A 23,386-nucleotide genomic window follows, 5' to 3' on the forward strand; every position below is an offset into this window, starting at 1 on the left:
TCGGCACTCCGCTTCCTCCGTACCCACATCTCTTCAATCCGCAATATGACAAATTGGGAAGGCATCACAATGAGTAATCCATTCACTCTTGAGGGGAAAACTGGCCTCATAACCGGAGCTGGTCAAGGGATTGGCCGTGCTGTTGCACTTGCCTGGGCACGAGCCGGAGCAAATGTAGCCATCTTAGACACGAACTTGGAAACCGCTGCGCGTACGGCCAGCGAAGTCGAATCGATCGGAATGCGGAGCCTGGCTCTGTCTGTCGATGTCACCGAAGAGGACGCCATCAACGACGCAGTTAAACGCGTCGACTCCGAACTCGGGGAATTGGATATCGCGTTCAATAATGCCGGCATCGCCCGCGGTGAAGTGCCCGCGATCGACATGCCGGCTGATTGGTGGCGAAATGTCATAGACGTCAATCTCTCTGGTGTCTTCTTCAGCTCTCAGGCTGAGGCCAGAGTGATGTTGAAACGTGGGCGCGGAACTATTCTCAACATGGCATCAATGTCGGGAATCATTGCAAACAAGGGTCTCCTGCAACCCAACTACAACGCCTCCAAAGCTGGCGTCGCCCATCTGACACGATCGTTGGCAGTGGAATGGGCACCCCAGGGTCTACGCGTAAATTCGCTATCTCCCGGTTACATTCTCACTCCGCTGACTGAACGTGATGAAGTCGCCGAAAAGCGAGCCGAATGGATTTCAGGAATCCCTCTAGGGCGAATGGGTACCGTCGACGATCTCACCGGTCCGGCCACGTTCGCAGTCAGTGACGCGTCAGCCTATATGAACGGCCACGATCTCGTGGTGGACGGAGGCTTTGTCTGTTGGTGAGTCAGTGAAAACAGCTAAGACACGGCCTGAGAACTGAGCTTCTGTTTGAAGCACGAGGGAAAATGACACTCGTTTAAGCGTCAGTCCCCCGCCCTACCTCACTCCGGCCGGTGCTCAGCCATGGCCTTCTCGAAGAGCTGTGTTCCGAGCTCGTCGTAGTTCGCGTCCTTGGGGTACCACTGATCGAGATCAGCGAAGTCGCCCTTGTCCTCGTAACCGAGCTCGGTCACGCTCTTCTGCCAGTCGGCCCCCGCGGTCTTCAACGTCGACGGCGCGTCGGGAACGCCTGCCTTCTTCGCCGTCTTATCAGACAGCGTCTTGGCGTAGTTCGCCATCTGCTTCTGCACGTCATCGTCGAAGGGCTCAACCGATCCGTCGTTGGCCTTCGCCTGTTCGACGGCCATCGCCTTGGCACCGATGACGACCTCCATCATGGTGGAGAACGTCGTCGACATCGAGTCGAAGACGATCTGCTGGTAGGCCACCGGCAGCTCTGAGTACTTCTTCCCGGCTGTGATGGCACCGGCAGAGCGTGCGATTCCGGCGTCGGCGGCGACTCCGATATTCGGGGCGACCTCGAACGTGCCGGCCTCAACGTTCGGGGCGAGCTGCCCGAGATCGCAGTCCACGGTGCCGCGCTGCAGCGCCTCATAGGTCTCCGGGAACGACAGCGACACCGGAGTGGCCCCAAGATCGGTGACCTGCTTACCGGCGGCGGCCGAACCGACACGCAGCTGCTTGCCCTTCCAATCATCAAGGGACGTCATCGGCTTCGAGCACATTGTGGAATACCCACCAGCGGCGAGCATCGGGATGAGGGGAACGAGGTTCTTGTCCTCGAACTCGGCGAGCACTTCGGGTGTCTCCCAGGCGGCTTGGACTCCGGCGGCATTCGCGGCCAGATCACTGGCGACCGGCGAGGACGGCAGAGTCGACATGGCTGTGCCGAGAGCGTCGAAGGCAGGGTATTCGGCCGGGGTATAGGACGGCAGAGTGAAGGCGAGATCGACTCGCCCGTCAGCCAACGCATCATCGACGTCGGCGTAGCTGGCGATCGCCTGACCCCAGACGATGTCGACGGTGATCTTCCCGCCCGAGCGCTCCTCGATCGCCTTCTTCACATCGAGCCCGTTGGGCGCAAGGATCGACTTCTCCGACATCGCCGAAGGCTGGAACTTCAGGGTCACCGGGTCGAGATCGGACAGAGCCTCATCGATTTCATCCTGTGATGCATCAACGGCGAAGCCCTCCCCTGCTGAGGCGTCCGAGTCTGAATCGCTCCCGCCGACAGATCCGGCGCATCCGGCCAGGAGCGCCAGCGACGCGACCGTCGCGATGGCGGTGAGAGGGCGGACTGCCGCCGACCGAATGCGATTCATGGGACCCCTTTGAACAACGACTGAGAGTTTCCTTCGATCATAGATCTGAATGAGTTCACCCTGTTATGACTCCCCTCACACCGCCCGCAATCCCGCGACGGCGCGCATGACGGAACTGAAGGGCCACCTCGGCGAAGGTCAGCTACTGGCCATGCCGCCGCTGGTGGTCTCGATCAGGTCCGGCAGCCACTCCGTCATGCCGGGTACGGCGACCAGGAGGACGAGGAAGACCACGGCGACGGGGAGGAACCACAGCAGGGAGATGAAGATGTCGCGCAGCGTGATGGTGTGCCCGAGGTTGACGGCCTTGTCCTTGACGATGTTGTGGATGATGTAGGGGATGATGCCGACCGGCGGGGTGATCATGCCGAATTCGCCGAGGAGGACGACGAAGACACCGAACCAGAGTGGGCTGACCCCCATGGTCTCGAGCGTGGGCAGCAGGATCGGGATGGTCAGCAGCATCATGGACATGGTGTCGAAGAACATGCCCATGATGACGTAGAGGACGATGAGCACGAGCAGGAAGCCCACCCGCGACAGCCCCAGGTCGGTGATGAAGCCGGTGAGGATGGGGGCCAGCCCCGTGATCGCGAGCAGGCTGGTGAGCATCGTGGCCCCGATCATGATGAAGAAGATCGCCGAGGTGGCCGACACCGTGGCCAGCGCTGAGTCCGCGATCTTTCGCCAGGGATGGTCGCCCCGCTTTTCCCACAGACACAGCAGAACGGAACACAGTGCGGCCGCGGCTCCCGCCTCGGTGGGGGTGAAGATGCCGGAGAACATGCCGCCGAACAGGACGACGAGGATGACCAGGAAGCCCCAGACTCCGCCGAGAGAGGTCAGCCGCTGGCGCCAGGTGCGTGTCGTGCGATCGTCGGTGTCGACTCCGCGGCCAACGAACCTCGGGGCGATAACACCGATGGCGAAGATGAAGACGGCGAAGCACAGCGCCAGGAGTATCCCGGGCACTGCACCGGCCATGAGTGCCGGACCCACGGGCACCGAGGCGATGCCGGCGTAGATGACCATGAGGATCGATGGTGGGATGAGGTTGCCGGTCATCCCGGAGACCATGATTGTCCCGACGGCCATGCGTTTGTCGTAGCCGGCCTTGAGCATCTCGGGGATTCCGGCACGGCCGAGCGCGTAGGTCATGCCGATGGTTGACCCGGTCACTGCCGAGAGTCCGGCCCCGGCGAAGGTCGTGCCGATGCCGATGCCGCCGGGCAGCCAGGAGAACCAGTGGTCGGCGACCCGGTAGATCTTGCCAGAGAGTCCGGATTGGGTGAGCAGCATGCCCATGAAGATGAACATCGGCAGCACGCTGAGCGTCCAGTCGGAGACCGCGCTGAAGGGTGCCGTCGAGAGGATATTCATGGTCGCGGGGATGCCGCTGACCGCGTAGACGCCGATGATCGAAGGCACGGACAAGGCGATGGCGACGGGCACGGAGAGGAACAGCAGCACCAGCATCATCGCGATGCACCAGGCGCCTCCGACGGCCGCCGAGGGGCTGGTGAAGAGGCCGATCAGGCAGATGGCGACTAGGCCGAAGCCGATGGGCAGAGCGAGGACGCCGGGCGGTTTCCTGCGGGAACCCGATGGCAGCAGCTGGGGGCTAGTCGGCGGGCCGCCATCCGGCGTTGGGCCAGCGGTCGAGGGATCAGTATTTGCGTTCACAAGTCGGTTCCGTCAGCAGCTCGTCAGTATGTTCTGTTGTCGGCGTCGTGCTCGGCCGGTCTGCCCGTGGCACGGTCGAGCTCGGATTCGCCAATCCGGGCGATGAGGACGGCGTCGAGGACATAGAGCGCGGCTAGGAGGACGAAGACGATCGGGACGAGGAAGTAGACCGGCCAGGTGATGATGTCGGAGACGTCAGCGGTCGAGCCGATCGCCATGTTCTCGAGTGCCTTCATGAGACCGAACCAGGCGAAGGCGAGGGAGACGAGGGCGCCGAGAATGCAGGCGAAGACTCTGAACACCGAGGCGGTGGCTGGCCGTGCCCTGTCGATGGCCATGGTGACGGTGATGTGTTCCTTCTGCAGCTGTGCGGCCGGGATGCCGAGGAGTGCCACGATCGGCAGATACCAGTACTCGACGATCTCGTTGGTGCCGTAGATCGGGGCGTCGAAGAGGGAACGCGTGAGCGCGTGGATGACGATGTGGAGCATCATGATGATGACCGCCACTGCAGTCATCGTGGTCAGGCACTTGTTGAGGACTTTCGTGAACGTCGGCATCACATATCACCTGCGACTTCCACCGCACGAAGCGCATTCAACAGATCCTCGACCTCTGATGTCGAGCGCAGCCCATCGGGGATCATCGCGGTGACTCTGCGTGCCCCGGCCTCGTCGAGGACGATCGGGTCGATGCCGGCCACTTGGGAGTGGCGACGGGCACTGCGTGGCAGAAGGGCGACGCCCAGTCCGTTGGAGACGAGCGACTGGATCGCACCAGGGTTGTCCGTGATGTGTCGTGTGCGTGGTTCGAAGCCAGCGCGCCGACATAGACGTTCGGCGGTGGAGCGGCAGCGTACGCAGCCCATGATCCACGGCAGGTCTGCGACATCGCTGAGGTGGGTGATCTGTCCAGCTCGGTTCCATCGTTCGGGGACCAGCAGGTCAAGATGGTCGGCCCCGAGATCGACCGTCTCGTGAGCAGGAAGGCTTGGAGCTTCCTCATCTTCGTGATGGAACAAGAAGGCTACGTCGATCTCGCCTTCCTCCAGCAGAGTCATGGCTTCGGGCGGTTCTGTTTCGGCAACCTCGTAGGAGTGGTGTTGGACGGATTCGCTGCCCGTACCGGAAGATGATGCGAGACTCCCCAGGGCTGCGGCCAAGGGGCCGACGACGAAACTGGGGAATCCAGCCAGTCGGACATTGCGTCCGCCGAGGCCGAATGCTCTGGCCAGGTCCCCTCGCAAACCCGTCACCGAGGTGGCTATTTCGTTGGCGCGGATGCGTGTCAGTTGGCCGGCGGTGGTGAGGACGATACCGCGAGAGGTGCGTTCGAAGAGTTTGACGCCGAGGTCTTTCTCGAGCGCGTTCATGTGTTGGGACAGCGCCGGTTGTGACCAGCCGAGTTCGCGTGCGGCTGCTCCGATGCTGCCTGCCTGGGCGATTGCGCCGAAGATCAGCAGACGTTTCGGTTCGCCGACGTCGAGCGCCTGCTCAAACACATTTGCCATAAGTCCAGGTTATGTCATGGCAGAGGAAACTGGGCCTACCGGGAGCCCCTGGACCGGACGAGACTGGAGGGAAGGCACTGATACACGAGGACGAGGAGATGGACCATGCGCAGGATCGGCCTGTTGGGTGGAATGAGCTGGCACTCGAGCATCGAGTACTACACGAAGATCAACTCGGCCGTGGCTGAGCAACTCGGCGGGCATCACTCTGCCCGGATCCTTCTCGACTCCACGGACTTCGCCGACATCCGCGATATGCAGGTCGCTGAGGACTGGGCAGGCGCGGATGCTTCCCTGACCGCAACGGCGCAGCGACTCGTCGCTGGTGGCGCCGAGGCGGTAGCGATCGCCACGAACCTTATGCACAAGTGTGCTCCCGCGGTTGAGACCGCGGTCGATGCTCCGCTGATCCATATCGTCGATGCGATTGCGACGGACGCCAAGCGTCAGGGCCATTCGACTCTGGCGGTGCTCGGCACGAAGTGGACGATGCTCGACGGCTTCTACACCGAGCGGCTCGAGGCACAGGGCATTGCAACACTGGTTCCTGACGAGGCCACGTGCCTCGAAGTCGACCAGATCATCTTCGACGAGCTCACCCAGGGTGTTTTCACGGATGCCTCCCGTGCCCGCTATGTCGAGATCATCAAGGACATGAAGGCTCGCGGCGCAGATGCGGTGGCACTATCGTGCACGGAGATCGGGTTGCTGGTTCCACCGGAGACAGCACCCCTGCCCGCGATTGACTCTGTCGATGCGCATGTCGCTGCGATCGTCGAGTGGATGATGGCGTTGAAACCGGCAGTCGCCCAGGTGTAAACATCTGGGTGGGCGGCGCCGAGCCTGAACGCGAGAAATAGACAAGTCTGGCGACGGCCTGCTCATAATTGCTCATTCGCCACCGAAGTCCAGCCTCGATCGGAGCAACGCTTGTCTAAACATATTCGGGGTGTGTTTTGCAGCCTTTGTGGCTCTAGTCGGTGCTTCGCCTATGAATCCGGACTCGTCACCTGATGGCCAATGCAGCGGATTGGGGTTCGATTGCGTTCCTACGCCAACGAAGCCGCTTGAACTCTTAGGTTTAATCATCGGGGTCCCCACGGCAATTAGTTGGTTCATCCTGGCGCAATTGTCACTTCGCTGGTCAGCAAAATCGAGAGCCTAAGATAATGGTGGAACGGGTTGCGGTCGCTGGGGATCTGCGCGTTCATATTTGCATTGATCTACGCGGTAGTCCCTCAGCATCATGTGTTCTAGTGGAACTGGCTAGAATCAATGCCCTCGGGAGCCGCCGCCCTCCAATCATCTGTCAATATCGGTGATGTACATGAGCCGACGATCGACGGATACTAGAAAGTGCTCCCACTCGGCGCTGATTTGGCTGAGGCTGAGACCGGGACTGTCAAACACATTTTGGCGCGGACGGAGAAACCTGGCTCGGAAGCAGTACGGTCTTTTTCGCGTGGCGATTTAAATTAACAGAATCAGTTCATACATTCCAAGATCTTTGAACCACAGGCTCAATCGATTAATAAGCATCAACTCTGGATCCATTTCTCATCTTACCTCGCTCCGCCGCTAGAAGATTGACGGCCAGGGGAATTACCAGAGACACGACCGCAACGGAAATGTTTTCGAAAAATGCACTTGCCAAAAACGGAAGTAACAGCCACATAGATTTCCGAATAATCTTTACCGGTAAATCACGGTCAATATTTTGATCCACTCCTGCAAGCAAAACCAAGACACCTACTAGAAAACCAACTGCTTCAAGACTCAAAACGAAGACCACAAAAGAATCTTCATTAGCCATGACGCCGATCTGTGAAATCATGTCAGTCAATCTTGTGACAAGCTCAAGATTGAGTAGAAGCGCCAGAGCAGCACCCAGGTATCCCAAGTTCCTTGCCAAAGATGTCCACGTCATCTGTGGAAACAACATCTCTCCAAGGTTTCGCCCAAATGAACGATAGAGCAAGCCGATCCCGAGGCCGAAAGTTACGAATATCGCAACCGCACGTGCAGAGAGATCGGCAATACCGCAGAAGACAATCGCGCTCAATCCGATCAATATCAGGGTTATTATCAAGGGATTTCTGTGAGCAGCTCGAAGATTTACGGCCAGCCCGCTTTCACTGTACTGTAGATACTCAACATAAAATTCTCGAATGCTATTCACCCAGCGTCGAAATAGCGGCCTCGGTTTAAGATCAAGCATGCAAAACGAACAAGTAGACCTTTGGGGTACCGCAACTCCGACTGGTTTCCAGCTCTCGCAAAATCGTCGGAGCGCGATTGTCGTCTCAAACGGGGATTTTCGCACCTGAAGTAAGGCCATGACCGCAGATACCGCAGCAACCACCACAATTAGAGCAATCGGGACGCGCAAAAAAGTCGGGGCGCCAGATGAAAATAGCGAAATTTCCATGGAAACCGCAACAAATATCGCAACGCAAGGCATCATCGTCACTTGCATAAGCGTTGCAATTGCGTCGCTGGCTGACGGAAGGATCGAGCGTTCCACTCGGATTCCACGTCGAATCTCGTGTCGGATAAATCGCATGCTTCGCCTTGAATGATAGTTGATACGCATCATGTCAATGAAGCACCGTCTAAGTACCAAAGCTCCCGCCAACATGAATGGACTGGCAGTCGCAAGCAGTATCGACGCCAGCGTGAGAAAGGCGCTGGCATCACTACTGGCCGAGAAGATGATCGCATCGACGATCGACACCTCGGACGATGCACGTGCTGTCGCTAATACCACCATCGGCACTAGAACAGAACTGACTATAAGGACCACCAAAAGCTCAGCAATCGCCTGCCGTAACGATCCCTGGTGCGCAACATGCGTCCGCCATTCGTGTCGCGTTGCGATTCGGCGGTGGCTCTCGCCAGTCTCTGTTGTGCCGATCATCCTCGTCACCAACCTCTCGTTGGATTCGCTGCGTTGAATCGAACTTGTGATCTAATATATGCGAGAGTGATCGATTTGTCCAGGTTTGTTCTATTATTTCTGGCTACTGAGACCCTAGAATCTAGGGTGGATTTGAGCTTCGGCCAGGCTCGGAGAGCTGTCTGGCGCCCTTGCCTCGACCATCTACACACGACGGTTTCGAATTTGCTTGCACCAAATGGCTCGCGGCGCGGATGCGTTGGCGCTATCGTGCACAGAGATCGGATTGCTGGTGCTTGTTGATACAGGTTTACCCGGTGTTTTCTATCGGTTTCTATCACCTTGTCCTAGGTGAGAAACATCACTATTGTCAACGCATGCGACAACTAAACCGAACTCAATGCACCGCATCCGATACTCATGGGAACACCGACTCATCGGCCGTCCGTCCAGTTTGTCAGGTAACAGGCCCGGGCGTGAGGTCAAAATGACTGCCCACGTTCAGACTCAGCATCCAGATTCTCGGGGACAGCGCAAAGCCATCTGGGCCGGTGGAGTTGGCAATTTCGTTGAATGGTTTGACTACGGCGTATACGGATTCTTAGCCGTAACTATCTCCACGGTCTTCTTTCCATCCGGTGATCCGACTGCAGCTCTGCTGTCCACCTTCGGAATCTTCGCACTTCCAGTAATCACCCGACCGCTCGGCAGCGTCATCTTCGCCCGGTTCGGCGACACTGCAGGGCGTAAGGTCACACTCGCTGTCGTACTACTTCTAATGTCCCTGTCGACTGCGGCAATCGGAGCGATTCCGCCCTATGCCAGCATCGGGGTCTGGGCTCCGATCTTGTTGATCCTCGCTCGCATCGTGCAAGGATTCTCCGCTGGCGGCGAATACGCCGGAGGAGCCGTTTTGATCGCGGAGAATTCTCCACGCGAACGACGGGGTTTCCTCGTTGGCTTTATGCCAGCTACCACTGGACTTGGTTTGCTGGCCGGTTCAATGTTCGCCGTCGTTCTGTCGGCAATGCTCGACAGTGAACAGATGCATTCCTGGGGGTGGAGAATTCCATTTCTGATCGCTCTGCCCATCGGCGCGATCGGCCTATATATACGTTTCAAGCTCGAAGAAACCTCAGCGTTCAAAGAGCTCCTCGAACAAGACGAAGTTGCCCGCTCTCCGCTGTCAGAGACCATTGGAACCTATGGGAAATCGGTGCTGCAAGTTACTGGTATTGCTATGGCACAAACTGTCGCCTACTACGTCATCCTCGTTTATGCGCCGACGTTCCTGACCACGCATGCTGGCCACTCTTCCGGTGAGGCGCTTCTGAGCACTTCAATAGCCATCGCAGGTTACGTGATCACCATCCCAATAGCTGGGGCGCTCTCAGACAAGATTGGACGCAAGCCTCTTATGGTGGTGGGCGGAGTTCTCTTGCTTGTGCTTGTATTTCCCGCATTCGCAACCATGTCCGTTGCACCGCTGTGGGTCATCGTCCTCGTACAGTTCTTAACTGGCGGAGTTGCCCTCGGGCTGTACACAGGGCCACTCGTATGTGCTTGGGTCGAACTCTTCCCAGCTCGTGTCCGCTATTCGGGTGTCGCTATTGGATTTAGCCTGGCAGTCATTGTCTCAGTTTCCTCGCCATTCATCCTCACCTGGCTCATCTCACTGACGGACAGCAATTTGATACCTCCGATTTATGTCGCACTGAGCTGCGTGGTCTCCCTGCTGGCTCTTCTAGGCTTGAAAGAGTCAGCACCCGCTAAGGCGTCACACGACTACTTCACGGAAGGTCCGTCTCAATGAATCCGCTAGCCGACCGTGACAATTGGAACGAACTCTGCCGGTTCAGTATCGATGACCTCCTAGCCAACTATGCCAAGGGTTCGCTGTCCCCTGTTGAAGTCTTGAACGCTCACCTCGAACGAATTGAGCAACACGAGGAGACCATCAACGCATTTGTTACGGTCACACACGATTTGGCCAAAAGACAAGCGAAACATTCGGAGGAAATTTGGCGTAAAGGCGATCATGCAGGTGCGCTTGAAGGCGTCCCCTATGCAATCAAAGATTTGGTTCCGACTGCAGGAATTCGCACGACGAGGGGGTCGCCGCTGTACCGTGATTGGGTTCCTTCGGAGAACTCACCACTGGCTCAGCTGCTGTTGAAATCGGGCGGAGCTATGGTCGGCAAGACAACGACTTCGGAGATCGGCTGGAAGGCTGATGCAGGGAACCCGATCAATGGAGCCAGCCGTACTCCATATAATCCGACATTGACGTCGGGAGGCTCTAGCGGTGGTGCCGCGGCGGGAGTCGCTGCAGGATTCATGTCACTCGCACAGGGCGGTGATGGAGCCGGCTCCATACGCATCCCGGCCTCCTTCTGCAATCTAGTGGGAATGAAACCTGGGCCGGGCGTCGTCCCTTACTATCCTCCGACGCCCCTTGGAGCGCTTGTCGCAAATGGCCCACTGGCAAAATCAGTGCGCGACGTCGCCCATTTGCTGGATGTGATGTCCGCTCAAGATCCAAGAGATTCAATGTCTGTCGTACGGACACCTGGCGGCTACCGGGGCTCGTGCGATAAAACGCCTGACAAAATACGTGCATACTACGCACCGTCCTGGGGTGGACGTCGGGCGGAGCCGTCAATCGAGTCAGTAGTAACCCAGGCAGTATCGCGCTTACAAGGAGGCGGAATTGAGGTCGAGGAAATTGGCGAAACCCCACCTGATCGATTCGACCTCATGGACATCATCTGGACAACGGGATTCGCCAGCCTCATTCCACGCCCCAACAACGAAACCGATCCTGATCTCGCAAAAGTGATCGAACGGGCACGAAGTTACTCCGGGTCTGACCTCGCGACTGCTCACCTAGCCCGCCAAGAGTATAAGGCCCAGGTGGAGCTACTCCTGCAGCACGTCGACGTTCTCATCACCCCCACAGTAGCAATCGGTCCATTCAACCCAGGGTCGCCCGGTCCCGAATCTGTTGGAGGGATTCCTGCCAACTACCTAGATTGGGCATGGATGACTTACTCATTCAATTTAAGTGAACATGCTGCCATCACCATTCCATGCGGGTTCGACGAGGACGACTTACCTGTGGGCCTACAACTGATTTCACGACACGGCACAGAGCACCATCTGTTGGCGTGTGCGGCCATCGTCGAAAGCCTATGCAGCAGCTGAGATGCTCGCCAACGCACCCAACTGGCACGCCTGCGGGCCCGAGCTCGAGTTGAGGGCGATGATGCGGCGGGGATTCCCGGTCACCTTCGCGGGCTCGATGAGGCCGAAGCAAACTGGTCGGTCAGATCGATTCCATCTGGTGCTCGAGCCAGGTCTTCCATTCCCAGAACCGCTCGGGTGCGGGCGAAGGGTGCGGCATTCCGGACCAGGCGCAGACACGTCTGATGCCGTGCAGTGCGTTGACCAACCACACCTCATGGCGGCTCAAGTCCGTAGGCGTACAGAGTCGGAAGTCGATGCCGATTGAACGTCTGAGTGCCTCCGCTTGGATCAAGGATGAAGTAACGCCCGGAAGTTGTGCCAGATCGGGGTGGGGCACGCACAGTGTCAGATCTTCCCACCACAGCAGACTTGAGGTAGCAGATTCGACAGCAAAACCGCGTTCGTCGACGAGCAACACCTCATCACAATTGTGATCGACGCGTGCTCGGCCACGCAGGTCTTCCAGCAGACCAATGTCCGGGCCCTTCACATGTGGATTCTGCCGCGGATCAGAGAACGGCGGAGCCCACACCCGGAGCTCGTCGGTTCGAGTCGGTGAAGGTCTCAGCCGGAAACCGAGGACTGGATTGTCGTCGCCGATGATCTCAACGCGAGGAAACCACTCCCCTGAGGGCGGAATCAAGTCGATCAGAGCTGCCCAGAAGTCCTCGGAGCTTGGCTCGGAGAAACCGAGTTCACGGGCAGTCGAGTTGAATCTACGGCGATGTCGATCGAAGGCCCGCACTTTGCCGTCACTGACGAACCACGAGTCCGCTGCCAAAAGTGCACCTTCGGGTTCACCCGCGTCGAATACCTTCCCTGAGCCATCCCAGGTCCAGGTGGTCATATCACACTGCTTCCTCTGTCGACGTCCGAGAAGGCCTCCTCACCTTCCGACTTCCCGAAGTTCGCCTCCGGAAACTCGACATTGCCGAACAGTCGCAACAGAGGTGCGGCCTTTGCCACAGTTTCAGCGTATTCGTCCTCGGGGTCAGAGAGGGCGACGATTGCACCACCGACCCCGTATCGGACGGTGCCATCGGCAACGACCAGCGTCCTGATGACCACGCTGAGGTCGACTGCGCCGTTGAGGGAGAAATAGCCAATCGCCCCGCTGTAGATACCTCGGGGACCGGTCTCGAGTTCGTCGATGATCGACATCGTCCTTAGCTTCGGCGCCCCGGTCATCGACCCCGGCGGGAAGGCCGCTCTGACGCACGCCACCGGGGAATGTTCGGGGTCGAGGACCGCACTGACCGTGCTCACCATCTGATGAACGGTGGCATAGGTTTCGATGCCGAAGAGCACGTCGACATCGACAGAGCCGAGTTCGGCAGTGGCGCCAAGATCGTGGCGAACGAGGTCGACGATCATGAGGTTCTCAGAGCGATCCTTCTCCGAATAGTGCAGTTCCTCCTTGATCGCACGGTCTTCCTCGTCTGTGCGGCCGCGTGCTCGTGTGCCTTTTATCGGTTTGGATTCGACGCGTCCGTCAGAGCCGATGCGCAGGAAGCGTTCCGGAGACGTGCTGAGTATCGTCGCGTCTTTCGACACGAGATAGACGCCGAATGGAGTCGGGTTCTGTGCGCGCAGAGCGAGGTACTCGCTCAGGGTGTCGAACTCGCCCTCGGCTTCGAGCATGTTGGTCAGACAGACTTCGTAGGTCTCACCATCGGTGATCTTGTCCAGCACTCGCTCGATATTTTCACGGTATTGCTTGCGGGAGTGTCGAGCGACCATCGACGTCGCGGTGAGCGCAGCGGTGTGGGAAGCCGGGCCAACGCGCGGTCCCCCAGGGGTCAACGGGTCGGCGGAAGCGAATTCCTGGATCGCAGTCCTCGTCTGGGCGCACCAGGTCTCGCAGTCTGTTGATGACGAGCCGAGTCCGTTGAGTGCCAGCAGGTAGACCTTCAACTCATCGTGGTCGATGACGACAGCGCGGTCGAGGAACATCAGGGAGGCGTCTGGCCGGGCCGAGTGGTGCTGGTTAGGTGAACCGACCTCTGCCTTCAGCTCGTATCCCAGGTATCCGACCCATCCGAGGCGGAAGTCGAAGGGCAGTGCCGGAGCCTCAACTCTGATGGTGTCCAGCTCGGCTTCGAGCCAGTCGAAGAGGCCGCTGCTGACTGTCGCCTCAGTGCCTGGCGTACCCGCGAAAGCACTTCCGGTGTGTCGAATGTGGATCGTGCCGGTGCGCGTATCTGCCGTGGCGACTCGCCCGTTTGCTCCGGTGGGCGCACCCATGATGGTGAACCTCGATGAAACACTGCTTGGGTCATTGCCATCGAGCCAGACGGCTTCTTCCTCGTCCCCGTACAACCCCGCGAAGATGGTCTCGACCGGCGCCGACAGCTCCAAGGCTTCCACCTGAAGGGCCGCTGTGATCGGCTCAGGTCGGTCAAGTGTGCCGGAGCTTGGAGTCCCGGAAATCGGAGTCCCAGTGGTCGAGGATTTCGTCTCTCCGTCTGCCCACTCCCGGGTCAGTCGCGCGAAATTGCCCAGTAGTTGAAGGCTGTGTTCGGTGGAGATCGATTCGGGGTGGAATTGGACTCCCCACTGCGGAAGAGTTCGATGACGCAGCCCCATGATGACTCCGTCGTCGGAATAGGCAGTCACTTCAAGCTCCTTGGGAACGTCGGTGACGGCCAGCGAGTGATAGCGCACCGCATTGAACGTCGGCGGAAGATCGGTGAAGAGATCGACACCCAAGTTCCGGATCTCTGAGAGCCGACCGTGCCGTGGGCTGGGAGCATGAGCGACGGATCCACCGTGAGCCAGTGCGATCCCCTGATGACCCAGGCAGATGCCGAGGATGGGGATTGTCGCGGTCGCAATCACCTCATCACAGATGCCGAAATCCGCGATCTTGTCCGGGGACCCTGGCCCGGGTGAGATCACCACATTGTCGTACCCATCCAGTGCACCCGCGTGCCAGTCGGTCCAGTCATTGGGCACAACGACCGGCGGGGTGCCGTTGACCTCGGCGAGGTAGTGGTAAAGGTTGAAGGTGAACGAGTCGTAGTTGTCGATGAGAAGTGTGCGGATCACTGCTCTGCCGATGCGTCAGTCTGCCTGTGAACTCTGCGAAGACCGAGGAGCTCAGCCGAGGACGAGGCGACGAGTAGAGTCCACCAGTTCGGCAGTCTTGTCAGCGAGCAGCGATTCCTCAGAATCGGCCCCTGCACGCACATACCGCCCCGTGTATGCATCCAACGTCCCCGAGGCCAAAGCCACCGCAAGATCAGTCACCTGCTCAGGACTCGTCCAGTCACCCTCCCCGCGGAAGTCGTGGACCGGCATGGACTTCGTCATGGTCGTTTCCACTACCCCGGGTGCCATCTCGAAGATCCGCAGGCCCTTGTCGTGGCCGAAGTGGACGACGGAATCGGCGAGACGGAACAGAGAGGCCTTCGACGCCGAGTACACGGCGTAGGCGGGCGTCCCTTGGGCACCTGATCCTGAGTTGAGGTCGATGATGCGGCTGGGACGACCGGTCGCCTCGGCGTTGGTAATGAGGACCGGGGCGAGAGCGTTGATCATGAGGGCGACACCAAGGACGTTGGCGTCGACGACACCCTTGATGCTCTCCGGATCTGCCTCCCACAGCGGCCCCTCGGTCGACTCGATGCGGCCGGCATTGTTAACCAGCACCTGCATACGGCGGCCACTCTCAGATTCGAGCGCTGCGACCGCAATGTGCAACGCCGACACCGAGTCGATGTCATCGGCGCGCAGCTCCAACCCGGTGACCGCTCCCCCGGTGGCCTCGACGATCTCCGCCGCCGCTGCCTCAGCCTTCGACGCCGAGGTGGCCGTGACGACCACGTGATAGCCGGCGCGGGCGAACGCTTCGGACAGGTAGCGGCCGATGCCGCGGGCTCCACCGGTCACGACCGCGATGGTCTCACCGGGCACGGCGGTGACCTCCGTCGCGCCGTCGTGGGTCGGCAGGTTGGTACCGTAGGGCAGCTTCTCGGTCATGGTCGTACTCCTGTGATGTTCGGTTCGGATGTGACAGGACCCGGCCGGGATACCGAAGCAACCGACCGGGCCATCATGCGTTCAGTCCTCAGCTGCGGACTTCAGCATTGTGGCGCTCAGCGGCCAACTGCGTCGCGGCCTCACGCATCGCCGAGGCATCATCGGCCTTGAGCGTGCGATCCGCTGCTCGGAAGGTCAGGCGGAAGGCCAGGGACTTCTTGCCCTCGGGCAGCTGGTCACCGGTGTAGAGGTCGAAGGTCTCGAGCAGTTCGAGCTCCTCCCCCGCACCCTCGCGCAGAGTCGCCGCCAGCGTCTGGGTGGGCAGTGACTTGTCGACGATGAGGGCGACGTCCTGACGGGAGACCGGGTAGGTCGACAGTGCGCCGTCCCAGGTCCGCAGGTCCTCCTGTGCCAGGAGTGCGTCGAGATCGATCTCGAAGGCCACGGTCCGAGCCGGCAGGCCGAGGTTCTCGCACACCTTCGGGTGGAGTTCACCCGCATGTCCGAGTTCCTGACCGTCAGCTAGAAGGAACTTTGCCGCACGTCCGGGGTGCCAGGGTGCGATCTGGTCGGCTTCGACACTGACCTCGATGCCGTTGACGCCGGCGATGCGGCGGACGGTGTCGATGACGTCGGTGGCCTCGGCCTTGCGGCCCTTGCCCCAGACGCCGGGCAGTTCGACGTTGCCGGAGATGATGCCCGCGTAGTGGTACGGCTGGGCGGGAACCGAGGCGTAGACCTCCTCGAGTTCCACATCAGTGGGGTGGTAGCCGGGCAGGTGCCGTGGCCCTGGACCTGCGGGCAGTCCCGCCGAGGTGGAGACGAGTCCGGCCTCGAACAGGGCGACATCCTTGGCTCCGCGACCGAAGTTGCGTGCCACCAGTTCGACCAGGGTTGAGAGCAGGTTGGTGCGCATCAGCGGCAGGTCTTCGGACATCGGGTTTGCCAGGCGGATGTGCTTGCGGCGCACATCGTCGGCTTCCAGGCGCAGCTGATCATCACGCTTATCGGACGTGAACGGGTAGGACAGCACCTCCGTGAAGCCGTCGGCGGCCAGCAGATTAGAGATCCGGCGCCGCGTGCGCTGTGCTTCGGTCATGCCCTGTCCGGCGCGAGCGGCCGGCTGGATTGATGGGATCCGGTCGTAGCCGCCGGTGCGGGCGACTTCCTCGATGAGGTCGACGTCGGCGGTGATGTCCGTGCGCCAGGAGGGCACGGTCACGGCCAGACGGTCCTTGCCGATGACCTCGATGCCTGCACCGATGCCTTCGAGAAGACCAGTCACCTCGGCGGTCGTGTAGTCGACGCCGACGAGGGAGTCGACGCGCTTGATCGGAAGCTCGATGACGGTGGGTTCGGGAGCCTGCCCGACCTGTGTTGTCGCCGGGCTGAGAGTGCCGCCTGCGAGTTCGACGAGCAGGTCAGCGCAGCGACGTGCCGCCACGGGGCCGAGCAACGGGTCGACTCCACGTTCGAAGCGACGCGAGGCCTCGGACGACAACTTGTGCCTGCGTGCGGTCCTGGCGATCGAGATCGGGTCGAAGTGGGCGGATTCGATGACGACGGCGGTGGTTGTCTCGCCCACCTCGACGTCGGCTCCGCCCATGACTCCGGCGAGGCCGATGATCTTGCCGCCGGTGCTGTCTGAACCCTGTCCGCCGCGGTCGGTGATGAGGAGGTCCTCGGCGTCCAGGCTGCGTTCGACATCGTCGAGGGTCGTGAACTTCTCCCCCGCCTGTGCACGACGCACGACGATCTCCTCGCCCAGCAGCGCAGTGTCATAGGCGTGCAGTGGCTGACCGAGTTCGAGCATGACGTAGTTCGTGACATCAACGGTCAGCCTGATGGGGCGCATGCCTGCGGCGATGAGTCGGCGCTGCATCCAGAACGGGGTTGTCGCTGCCGGGTCGAGCCCGGTGACCTGCATGGCGGTGAACTGGTCGCAGCCGACGTTGCCGTCGATGGGGTTGGAGTCCTCGATGACGACAGGGAACCCGTCATCGGTGGGGGCGTTGACCTCGGCGACGGTGGGGCTGCCGATGTCGGTGAAGGACTGGCCCTTCATCTGCGCGTACTCGCGGGCGATGCCGCGCATCGACAGCTGGTAACCACGGTCAGGGGTGACGTTGACGTCGAGGGTGACCTGGTCGAGGCCGAGCAGCTTGATCGCGTCATCGCCGGGCTCACCCGTCAGACCAAGATCCGACAAAACGATGATGCCGTCGTGGTCCTCACCCAGGCCGAGTTCCTTGGCCGAGCAGATCATGCCATCGGACTTGTGGCCGTAGGTCTTGCGCGCAGCGATCTGGAAATCACCGGGCAGGACGGCTCCGGGCAGGCAGGCGACGATGAGGTCGCCGACGACGAAGTTGTGGGCACCGCAGATGATGCCGCGACTGGGTCGTTCCTCGCCGGGCTGCGGGTCCTTCGGATCATCGGCATCTTCGTTGTGTGCGGGGCCGACGTCGACACGGCACCAGTTGACGGTCTTGCCGTTCGAGTGCTCTTCCTTGACAAGTTCGAGGACGCGTCCGACGACGAGGGGCCCGGTGATCTCGGGGCCGAAGAAGTCCTCTTCCTCGAGTCCGACCGCGGCGAATTCCGCGGCCAGGGCATGGGGATCCGTATCGGCCGGGAGATCGACGTAGTCGGCCAGCCAGTTCAGTGGGACGCGCATATCAAGCCTTCATTCCGAAACGTGCCGAGAAGCGCACATCGCCCTCGACCATGTCATGCATATCGTTGATTCCTTCGCGCAACATCAGGGTGCGCTCGATGCCCATACCGAAGGCGAAGCCCTGGTAGACCTCGGGGTCGATGCCCGCTGCCTTGAGCACATTGGGGTGGACCATGCCGCAGCCGCCCCATTCGATCCAGCCGGGCCCGCCGACCTTGTTGGGGAACCAGAAGTCCATTTCCGCGCTCGGTTCGGTGAACGGGAAGAAGCTGGGGCGCAGGCGGGTCTTCGACTCCGGGCCGAACATCTCACGGGCGAAGCCGTCGAGGGTGCCCTGCAGGTTGGCCATGGTCAGGCCCTTGTCGATGGCGATGCCCTCGATCTGGTGGAAGACCGGGGTATGGGTGGCATCGAGCTCGTCGGTGCGGAAGGTCTTGCCCGGGCACACGATGTAGAGCGGGACACCGCGCTGCAGGAGTGAGCGGGACTGGACCGGTGAGGTGTGGGTGCGCAGGACGAGGCCGGCCTCAGGAGGGTCGACGAAGAACGTGTCCTGCATCTGGCGAGCAGGATGGTCGGGTCCGAAGTTGAGGGAATCGAAGTTGAGCCACTCGGATTCGATCTCGGGGCCTTCGGCAACTTCCCAGCCGAGGCCGATGAAGTAGTCGGCGGCCTGTTCTTGGATGAGGGAGAGCGGATGGCGAGCGCCGAGGCGGTTGCGGTCTGTGGGCAGCGTGACGTCGATGGACTCTTCGATGAGAACGGCTGCGTCGCGCTCGGCTTCGAGTTCGGCCTGACGGGCGTCGAGGGCCTTCTTGACCTGACCTCGGGACTTGCCGACGATCTTGCCGGCGGCGGCCTTATCGGCCTTGTCGAGTCCGCCGATGGCTCGGTTGGCCAGCGCCAGCGGGGCCTTGTCGCCCGTGAACTCGATCTTCGCGGCCTTGAGATCGTCGAGCGTGCGTGCGTCCGCGAATGCCCTCAGTGCCGCGTCAACGGCCGCATTCACGGCCGACTCGTCCAATGGGTCGAGCTGGTCAGTCATCAATGTCCTTCATCTGCGTTATCTGCATCTTCTGCGTACTTCAATGCCGTTTGTCTGCTGCGCTCAAGTCTATCGCCTGTGATTCGGTGCCAGGCCACTCGTCCGGATCGTGTCCTGGCACCCCTGTGTCTTCCGCCCTCGCCGAGGCGGCTCCACCGGATCCCGGTCCGTCCCCACATCTGTGAGCTGAGTCATCGAGGCCCCACTCCAAAAGATGTAGTGTCGAAACATGACAACTCAGCGAGCTTCCGATGTCATGGTCAAGGCCCTGGAGAACGAGGGAGTCGAGCGCATCTTCGGCATCCCCGGTGAGGAGAACATCGATTTCATCGATTCTCTGCGCCAGTCCTCGATCGAGTTCATCCTCACTCGGCACGAGCAGGCTGCCGCCTTCATGGCCGCAACCTATGGGCGACTGACAGGCAAGCCCGGAGTGTGTCTGACCACGCTCGGTCCCGGCGCGCTCAACTTAGCGACCGGCGCGGCGTATGCCCACCTCGGCGGGATGCCGGTCATCATGATCACCGGTCAGAAGGGGATCCGCACGGCCGAGCAGGCACGCTTCCAGATCGTGAATACTGTCGCGACGATGAAGCCGCTGACGAAGGACAGCCGACAGATCACCTCGGCCAACATGGTCCCCACCATGGTCAGGGAGGCCTTCCGCGTCGCCCGGTCCGAACGGCCGGGCCCGGTCCACCTTGAGCTTCCCGAGGACATAGCCGCGATGCCCGTCGAGCGTGCAGACTTGATCCAGCCGCACACGAACGGGCGGGCGACTGCCAGCGATGACGCCGTCGATGCCGCGGCCCAGGTGATCCGCAATGCCAAGCGGCCGCTACTCATGCTCGGCGCCGATGCCTCACGCTCGGACTGCAGCGAGGCTCTGTCACGGTTCGTCTCTCGGGTCCGCATCCCCTATTTCACCACTCAGATGGGCAAGGGATCTGTGTCCGGCTCGTCCGACTTGTACATGGGCACCGCGGCCCTGACCAGCCGCGACTATGTCCACGATGCGATCGAGAAGGCCGATGTCATCGTCACCATCGGCCACGATACGACTGAGAAGCCGCCTTTCACGATGGATGAGAACGGTCCCACCGTCGTCCACGTCGGCTACCGGGCAGCCGTCGTCGAGCAGGTCTACTTCCCTCAGGTCGAGGCCATCGGTGATTTGGGCCCCAGCCTCGATCGACTCGCTGTGGAGCTCGTCGGCCATGTGCCCAATGCAGGGGCACTGCTGCCGATGCGGGCGGGCATTTTGGAGAAGATCGACGAACGTTCGACCGATGACCGGTTCATTCCGCAGCGCATCGTCGCCGAGGTGCGCGAGGTCATGCCCGTCGACGGGATCGTGGCGTTGGACAACGGCATGTACAAGATCTGGTTCGCCCGCAACTACCGCACCACCCGCGCTAACACTCTCCTCCTCGACAATGCGTTGGCGACGATGGGTGCCGGTCTGCCGTCTGCCATGGCTGCGAAACTGACCTACCCGGATCGCCGCGTCATGGCAGTCGTCGGCGACGGTGGGTTCATGATGAACAGCCAGGAGATGGAGACCGCGGTCCGCCTGGGCCTTGACCTCGTGGTGCTCGTCCTCGAAGACAGCTCCTATGGCATGATCCGGTGGAAGCAGGCGGTCGACGGTATGCCCGACTTCGGCCTGACCTTTGGCAATCCGGAGTTCGTCGCCTACGCCGAATCCTATGGTGCTACCGGGCACCGGCTGGAGAATGTCAGTGAGATGCACGAAGTCCTCGAGACCGCCTTCGCCGCCGGTGGAGTCCACCTCGTCGTCGTGCCCGTCGACTATTCGGAGAACCAGCGTGTGCTCATCGATGAGTTGGGTGAGCGAGCGACTCAGGTGCTGGACGCACAGTAGGTCTGACTTCAGAGTCCGGCTGACCCGGCCGCTGGCGACGATCACTCCACACTGATGCCGAGTTCGTGAGCGAAGAGATCTGCGAAGAGCATCAGCTGTGTTTCATCGATGGTGGCTCCGCGCAATGAGTGGACTCCGGAGATCTTGTGCGGCTGCAGTCCCCGGAGGTCCATATTGCCCAAGGTTGAGCCTTCGCACTGGAGCACGCCGACCGTGGAGCCAGGAAAGGACACTCGGTTGACCTTGGCCCGGTCGAGGTCGATCTCGTCGATCACGCAGTCGCGAAATTCGACATCGGTGAGTTTGGCCCCGCGTAGGTTGAGGTAGGAGATGCGGCAGTTGTTGAAAGTCGTTCTCTCCCACACGCTGTCATGGAAAACTCCAGCACCGATCCGTGTTCCAGATATCTCGGTATGGATGAAACTTCCCCGTGGCATCGTCCACGTATCGGCGCGAGAGTCTTCGATCTTCGAGCCCGAGAAACGCGCACCGGTGAGATCCGCCGGCTCCTCAGCTGCACCGAAGTTCACCCTCGCCAGTGAACAGTCCAGGTACGTAGCCTGGGAGGAATCCACCTCGGCGAAGTTGAGATCCGTGAACTCCATGCCTTCGAGAAACTCTTCCGAAGTGATATCGCCGAGATAGCCGGGATCCAGGTTCGTCAGTCTGATCTTCGGTGCGCGAGGAGCTTCAGTCGTCATGGCTTCACCGTATCCGGTGCACCTGACATCAAACGATTACTCGACACCCACTGCCACGCTTCAGAGCGGCACGAACCCACCTATTGCGGGTGAGTCATTAATCGGTCGTCTGTCATCACGATCGAACCACGCTCTACAAAAAATAGTGCACTGGCAAACCCAATGGGAGGAGTTAGATTACATAGCGTTGAGCAATATAAGTGCAGCTCTTAGTGTTGAGGCATGAGACACACACAACACGCTCTCGATGCCCATGCCAACTCGATCGTATTCAAAAAGGAGCCGAGCCAAACGCCCTCAGCTCAATATGATCCAAGAGTTGCCGAAAAAGTCAGCTCCATGCTCTTAGACATTGAACACAACGGCCTGACTGCCGTTCGCAAATATAGCTTGGAACTCGACAATTACGATGGCGACCTCGAAATCGCGGCGAGCACAATAGCTTCCAGCGGGGATCGCTTACCTCGCGAACTGCGAGATGCAATTGACATCGGTTCTGAAAGGACTCGGGCATTTGCTGCTGAGTCACGGAGGCACCTCGCGGATTTCAATTTCGAAACGGCTCCCGGAGTGACCTGCGGTGTCAAATATATCCCCATTGGGCAAGTGGGCGCCTACCTGCCCGCTGGCCGATTCCCCCTGACCGCAAGCGCATTTATGTCTGTCGGTGTCGCCAAAGAGGCTGGAGTTCCTCATGTTTCGGCTGCCACTCCGCCGCAGCCGCACGGTGGACCCAACGACGCAGTTCTCTACGCCGCGCATCGGTCGGGCGTGGACCGAGCCTTCCTCTTGGGCGGGGTTCAGGCACTTGCGACCCTGGCATTCGGGCTTCTTGACGACGCTCCAGCCAACATGCTGGTAGGTGCCGGGAATGCATTCGTAGCTGAGGCAAAGCGCCAGCTCTTCGGACGAGTAGCAATTGATCTTCCCGCGGGCCCTTCCGAGGTCGCTATTATCGCGGACGAGTCTGCCGATCCCGAGATTGTCGCAGCAGACTTGCTCGGTCAGGCCGAGCACGGGCCCAATTCTCCTGCCGCACTCATCACCACTTCGGCCCAGCTAGCTGACAAAGTCAGTGATGCCATGGATACTCAGTTAGAAACGCTATCAACCGCTGACATTGCGGGGGCGGCGTGGCGAGATTATGGCTCTATCCTCGTAGCCGATGATCGCGAGACGGCAGCGGCAATGATGGACGACCTGGCACCTGAGCACCTCGAGCTTCTCACCGCCGATGACGACTGGTACCACGACCGGCTGACCAACTACGGTTCTGTGTTCCTCGGAGCCTGGAGCACTGTCGCCTACTCTGATAAAGGCATGGCTGGAACGAACCATACGTTGCCTACCGCCGGTGGAGCGAAACACAGCGCAGGATTGTCGGTCTCCCGATTCGTCAAACCTTTGACTTTCCAGCGTGTGGAAAAAAAGGCGACTCCCAATGTTGCTGACGCTGTGCGGGTTATCTCGGACTCCGAAGGTATGGAGGCACACTCACGAACCGCGACTTATCGTCTCGAGCGTTTCAACGCCTCGGCTTAACCAA

17 protein-coding genes are annotated in these 23,386 nt (G+C 60.3%); 6 read left to right on the forward strand and 11 right to left on the reverse strand.

Going from position 1 to position 23,386, the window contains the following annotated elements:
* Positions 1-69: 69 nt before the first annotated feature.
* On the forward strand, positions 70-837 hold the full coding sequence (locus JTF07_RS00245) for a glucose 1-dehydrogenase (protein WP_204232372.1): 768 nt from the start codon (positions 70-72) through the stop codon (positions 835-837).
* 98 nt (positions 838-935) lie between these two features.
* Here JTF07_RS00245 and dctP read toward each other — a convergent pair whose 3' ends face one another.
* The 4 genes from dctP to JTF07_RS00265 all read right to left on the reverse strand — a co-directional run bounded on the left by dctP (position 936) and on the right by JTF07_RS00265 (position 5,409).
* Positions 936-2,216 carry a TRAP transporter substrate-binding protein DctP gene (gene dctP, locus JTF07_RS00250; RefSeq protein ID WP_204232373.1) on the reverse strand — a complete coding sequence of 427 codons (1,281 nt, stop codon included), beginning with the start codon at positions 2,214-2,216 and terminating at the stop codon, positions 936-938.
* A gap of 138 nt (positions 2,217-2,354) precedes the next feature.
* Positions 2,355-3,899 (reverse strand): TRAP transporter large permease, encoded by a 1,545-nt coding sequence (locus tag JTF07_RS00255; protein ID WP_204232374.1) that lies wholly within the window; start codon positions 3,897-3,899, stop codon positions 2,355-2,357.
* 23 nt (positions 3,900-3,922) lie between these two features.
* Positions 3,923-4,459: a TRAP transporter small permease gene (locus tag JTF07_RS00260; RefSeq protein ID WP_204232375.1), complete on the reverse strand. Its 537-nt coding sequence runs from the start codon at positions 4,457-4,459 to the stop codon at positions 3,923-3,925.
* The gene (locus JTF07_RS00265) at positions 4,459-5,409 is read right to left on the reverse strand and encodes a LysR family transcriptional regulator (RefSeq protein ID WP_204232376.1); all 951 of its coding nucleotides are present in this window, start codon (positions 5,407-5,409) and stop codon (positions 4,459-4,461) included. Before JTF07_RS00265 ends, JTF07_RS00260 begins: the two co-directional genes overlap by 1 nt.
* A 105-nt stretch (positions 5,410-5,514) precedes the next feature.
* Between JTF07_RS00265 and JTF07_RS00270 the strand changes: the two genes are divergently transcribed.
* On the forward strand, positions 5,515-6,228 hold the full coding sequence (locus JTF07_RS00270) for an aspartate/glutamate racemase family protein (RefSeq protein ID WP_204232377.1): 714 nt from the start codon (positions 5,515-5,517) through the stop codon (positions 6,226-6,228).
* Positions 6,229-6,937: 709 nt separating this feature from the next.
* Here the strand turns inward: JTF07_RS00270 and JTF07_RS00275 are convergent.
* A complete protein-coding gene (locus JTF07_RS00275; RefSeq protein ID WP_204232378.1) occupies positions 6,938-8,326 on the reverse strand; it encodes a hypothetical protein in 1,389 nt (462 codons plus the stop codon).
* 466 nt (positions 8,327-8,792) lie between these two features.
* Between JTF07_RS00275 and JTF07_RS00280 the strand changes: the two genes are divergently transcribed.
* Together JTF07_RS00280 and JTF07_RS00285 are read left to right on the forward strand one after the other, a co-directional pair.
* Positions 8,793-10,118, forward strand: a complete 1,326-nt coding sequence (locus JTF07_RS00280) for an MFS transporter (RefSeq protein ID WP_204232379.1) — start codon at positions 8,793-8,795, stop codon at positions 10,116-10,118.
* Positions 10,115-11,509, forward strand: coding sequence for an amidase (locus JTF07_RS00285; protein ID WP_204232380.1), 1,395 nt, complete (start codon positions 10,115-10,117; stop codon positions 11,507-11,509). The genes JTF07_RS00280 and JTF07_RS00285 overlap by 4 nt, the downstream gene beginning before the upstream one ends.
* Positions 11,510-11,630: 121 nt before the next feature.
* On the opposite strand, the gene JTF07_RS00290 is transcribed toward JTF07_RS00285, so the two are convergent.
* From JTF07_RS00290 to pheS, 5 genes are all read right to left on the reverse strand, one after another.
* Positions 11,631-12,398: an aminotransferase class IV gene (locus JTF07_RS00290; protein ID WP_204232381.1), complete on the reverse strand. Its 768-nt coding sequence runs from the start codon at positions 12,396-12,398 to the stop codon at positions 11,631-11,633.
* Positions 12,395-14,599 carry an aminodeoxychorismate synthase component I gene (gene pabB, locus JTF07_RS00295; protein ID WP_353843833.1) on the reverse strand — a complete coding sequence of 735 codons (2,205 nt, stop codon included), beginning with the start codon at positions 14,597-14,599 and terminating at the stop codon, positions 12,395-12,397. The genes JTF07_RS00290 and pabB overlap by 4 nt, the downstream gene beginning before the upstream one ends.
* A 51-nt stretch (positions 14,600-14,650) precedes the next feature.
* On the reverse strand, positions 14,651-15,532 hold the full coding sequence (locus tag JTF07_RS00300) for an SDR family oxidoreductase (RefSeq protein WP_204232382.1): 882 nt from the start codon (positions 15,530-15,532) through the stop codon (positions 14,651-14,653).
* An 88-nt stretch (positions 15,533-15,620) separates the two neighbouring features.
* Complete coding sequence (gene pheT / locus JTF07_RS00305) at positions 15,621-18,209, reverse strand: phenylalanine--tRNA ligase subunit beta (RefSeq protein WP_204232383.1); 2,589 nt, start codon at positions 18,207-18,209, stop codon at positions 15,621-15,623.
* A gap of 1 nt (position 18,210) precedes the next feature.
* Positions 18,211-19,254 (reverse strand): phenylalanine--tRNA ligase subunit alpha, encoded by a 1,044-nt coding sequence (pheS, locus tag JTF07_RS00310; RefSeq protein WP_127363095.1) that lies wholly within the window; start codon positions 19,252-19,254, stop codon positions 18,211-18,213.
* Positions 19,255-19,483: 229 nt separating this feature from the next.
* Here pheS and JTF07_RS00315 point away from each other — a divergent pair, with 229 nt between their 5' ends.
* Positions 19,484-21,139, forward strand: coding sequence for an acetolactate synthase large subunit (locus tag JTF07_RS00315; protein WP_204232384.1), 1,656 nt, complete (start codon positions 19,484-19,486; stop codon positions 21,137-21,139).
* A gap of 41 nt (positions 21,140-21,180) precedes the next feature.
* Here the strand turns inward: JTF07_RS00315 and JTF07_RS00320 are convergent, their stop codons facing one another.
* Positions 21,181-21,840 carry a pentapeptide repeat-containing protein gene (locus JTF07_RS00320; RefSeq protein WP_204232385.1) on the reverse strand — a complete coding sequence of 220 codons (660 nt, stop codon included), beginning with the start codon at positions 21,838-21,840 and terminating at the stop codon, positions 21,181-21,183.
* Between the two features lie 222 nt (positions 21,841-22,062).
* On the opposite strand from JTF07_RS00320, the gene hisD reads away from it, so the two are divergent.
* Positions 22,063-23,382 (forward strand): histidinol dehydrogenase, encoded by a 1,320-nt coding sequence (hisD, locus tag JTF07_RS00325; protein WP_204232386.1) that lies wholly within the window; start codon positions 22,063-22,065, stop codon positions 23,380-23,382.
* Positions 23,383-23,386: the final 4 nt, after the last annotated feature.

Source organism: Brevibacterium sp. RIT 803 (assembly GCF_016892625.1).
GTDB lineage: Bacteria > Actinomycetota > Actinomycetes > Actinomycetales > Brevibacteriaceae > Brevibacterium.

Bases quoted from the DNA above. Each gene is read 5' to 3' on its own strand.
- JTF07_RS00245 (WP_204232372.1), top strand. From the start codon at position 70: ATGAGTAATCCATTCACTCTTGAGGGGAAAACTGGCCTCATAACCGGA.
- dctP (WP_204232373.1), bottom strand. From the start codon at position 2,216: ATGAATCGCATTCGGTCGGCGGCAGTCCGCCCTCTCACCGCCATCGCG.
- JTF07_RS00260 (WP_204232375.1), bottom strand. From the start codon at position 4,459: ATGCCGACGTTCACGAAAGTCCTCAACAAGTGCCTGACCACGATGACT.
- JTF07_RS00265 (WP_204232376.1), bottom strand. From the start codon at position 5,409: ATGGCAAATGTGTTTGAGCAGGCGCTCGACGTCGGCGAACCGAAACGT.
- JTF07_RS00270 (WP_204232377.1), top strand. From the start codon at position 5,515: ATGCGCAGGATCGGCCTGTTGGGTGGAATGAGCTGGCACTCGAGCATC.
- JTF07_RS00275 (WP_204232378.1), bottom strand. From the start codon at position 8,326: ATGATCGGCACAACAGAGACTGGCGAGAGCCACCGCCGAATCGCAACG.
- JTF07_RS00280 (WP_204232379.1), top strand. From the start codon at position 8,793: ATGACTGCCCACGTTCAGACTCAGCATCCAGATTCTCGGGGACAGCGC.
- JTF07_RS00285 (WP_204232380.1), top strand. From the start codon at position 10,115: ATGAATCCGCTAGCCGACCGTGACAATTGGAACGAACTCTGCCGGTTC.
- JTF07_RS00290 (WP_204232381.1), bottom strand. From the start codon at position 12,398: ATGACCACCTGGACCTGGGATGGCTCAGGGAAGGTATTCGACGCGGGT.
- JTF07_RS00300 (WP_204232382.1), bottom strand. From the start codon at position 15,532: ATGACCGAGAAGCTGCCCTACGGTACCAACCTGCCGACCCACGACGGC.
- pheT (WP_204232383.1), bottom strand. From the start codon at position 18,209: ATGCGCGTCCCACTGAACTGGCTGGCCGACTACGTCGATCTCCCGGCC.
- pheS (WP_127363095.1), bottom strand. From the start codon at position 19,254: ATGACTGACCAGCTCGACCCATTGGACGAGTCGGCCGTGAATGCGGCC.
- JTF07_RS00315 (WP_204232384.1), top strand. From the start codon at position 19,484: ATGACAACTCAGCGAGCTTCCGATGTCATGGTCAAGGCCCTGGAGAAC.
- JTF07_RS00320 (WP_204232385.1), bottom strand. From the start codon at position 21,840: ATGACGACTGAAGCTCCTCGCGCACCGAAGATCAGACTGACGAACCTG.
- hisD (WP_204232386.1), top strand. From the start codon at position 22,063: ATGAGACACACACAACACGCTCTCGATGCCCATGCCAACTCGATCGTA.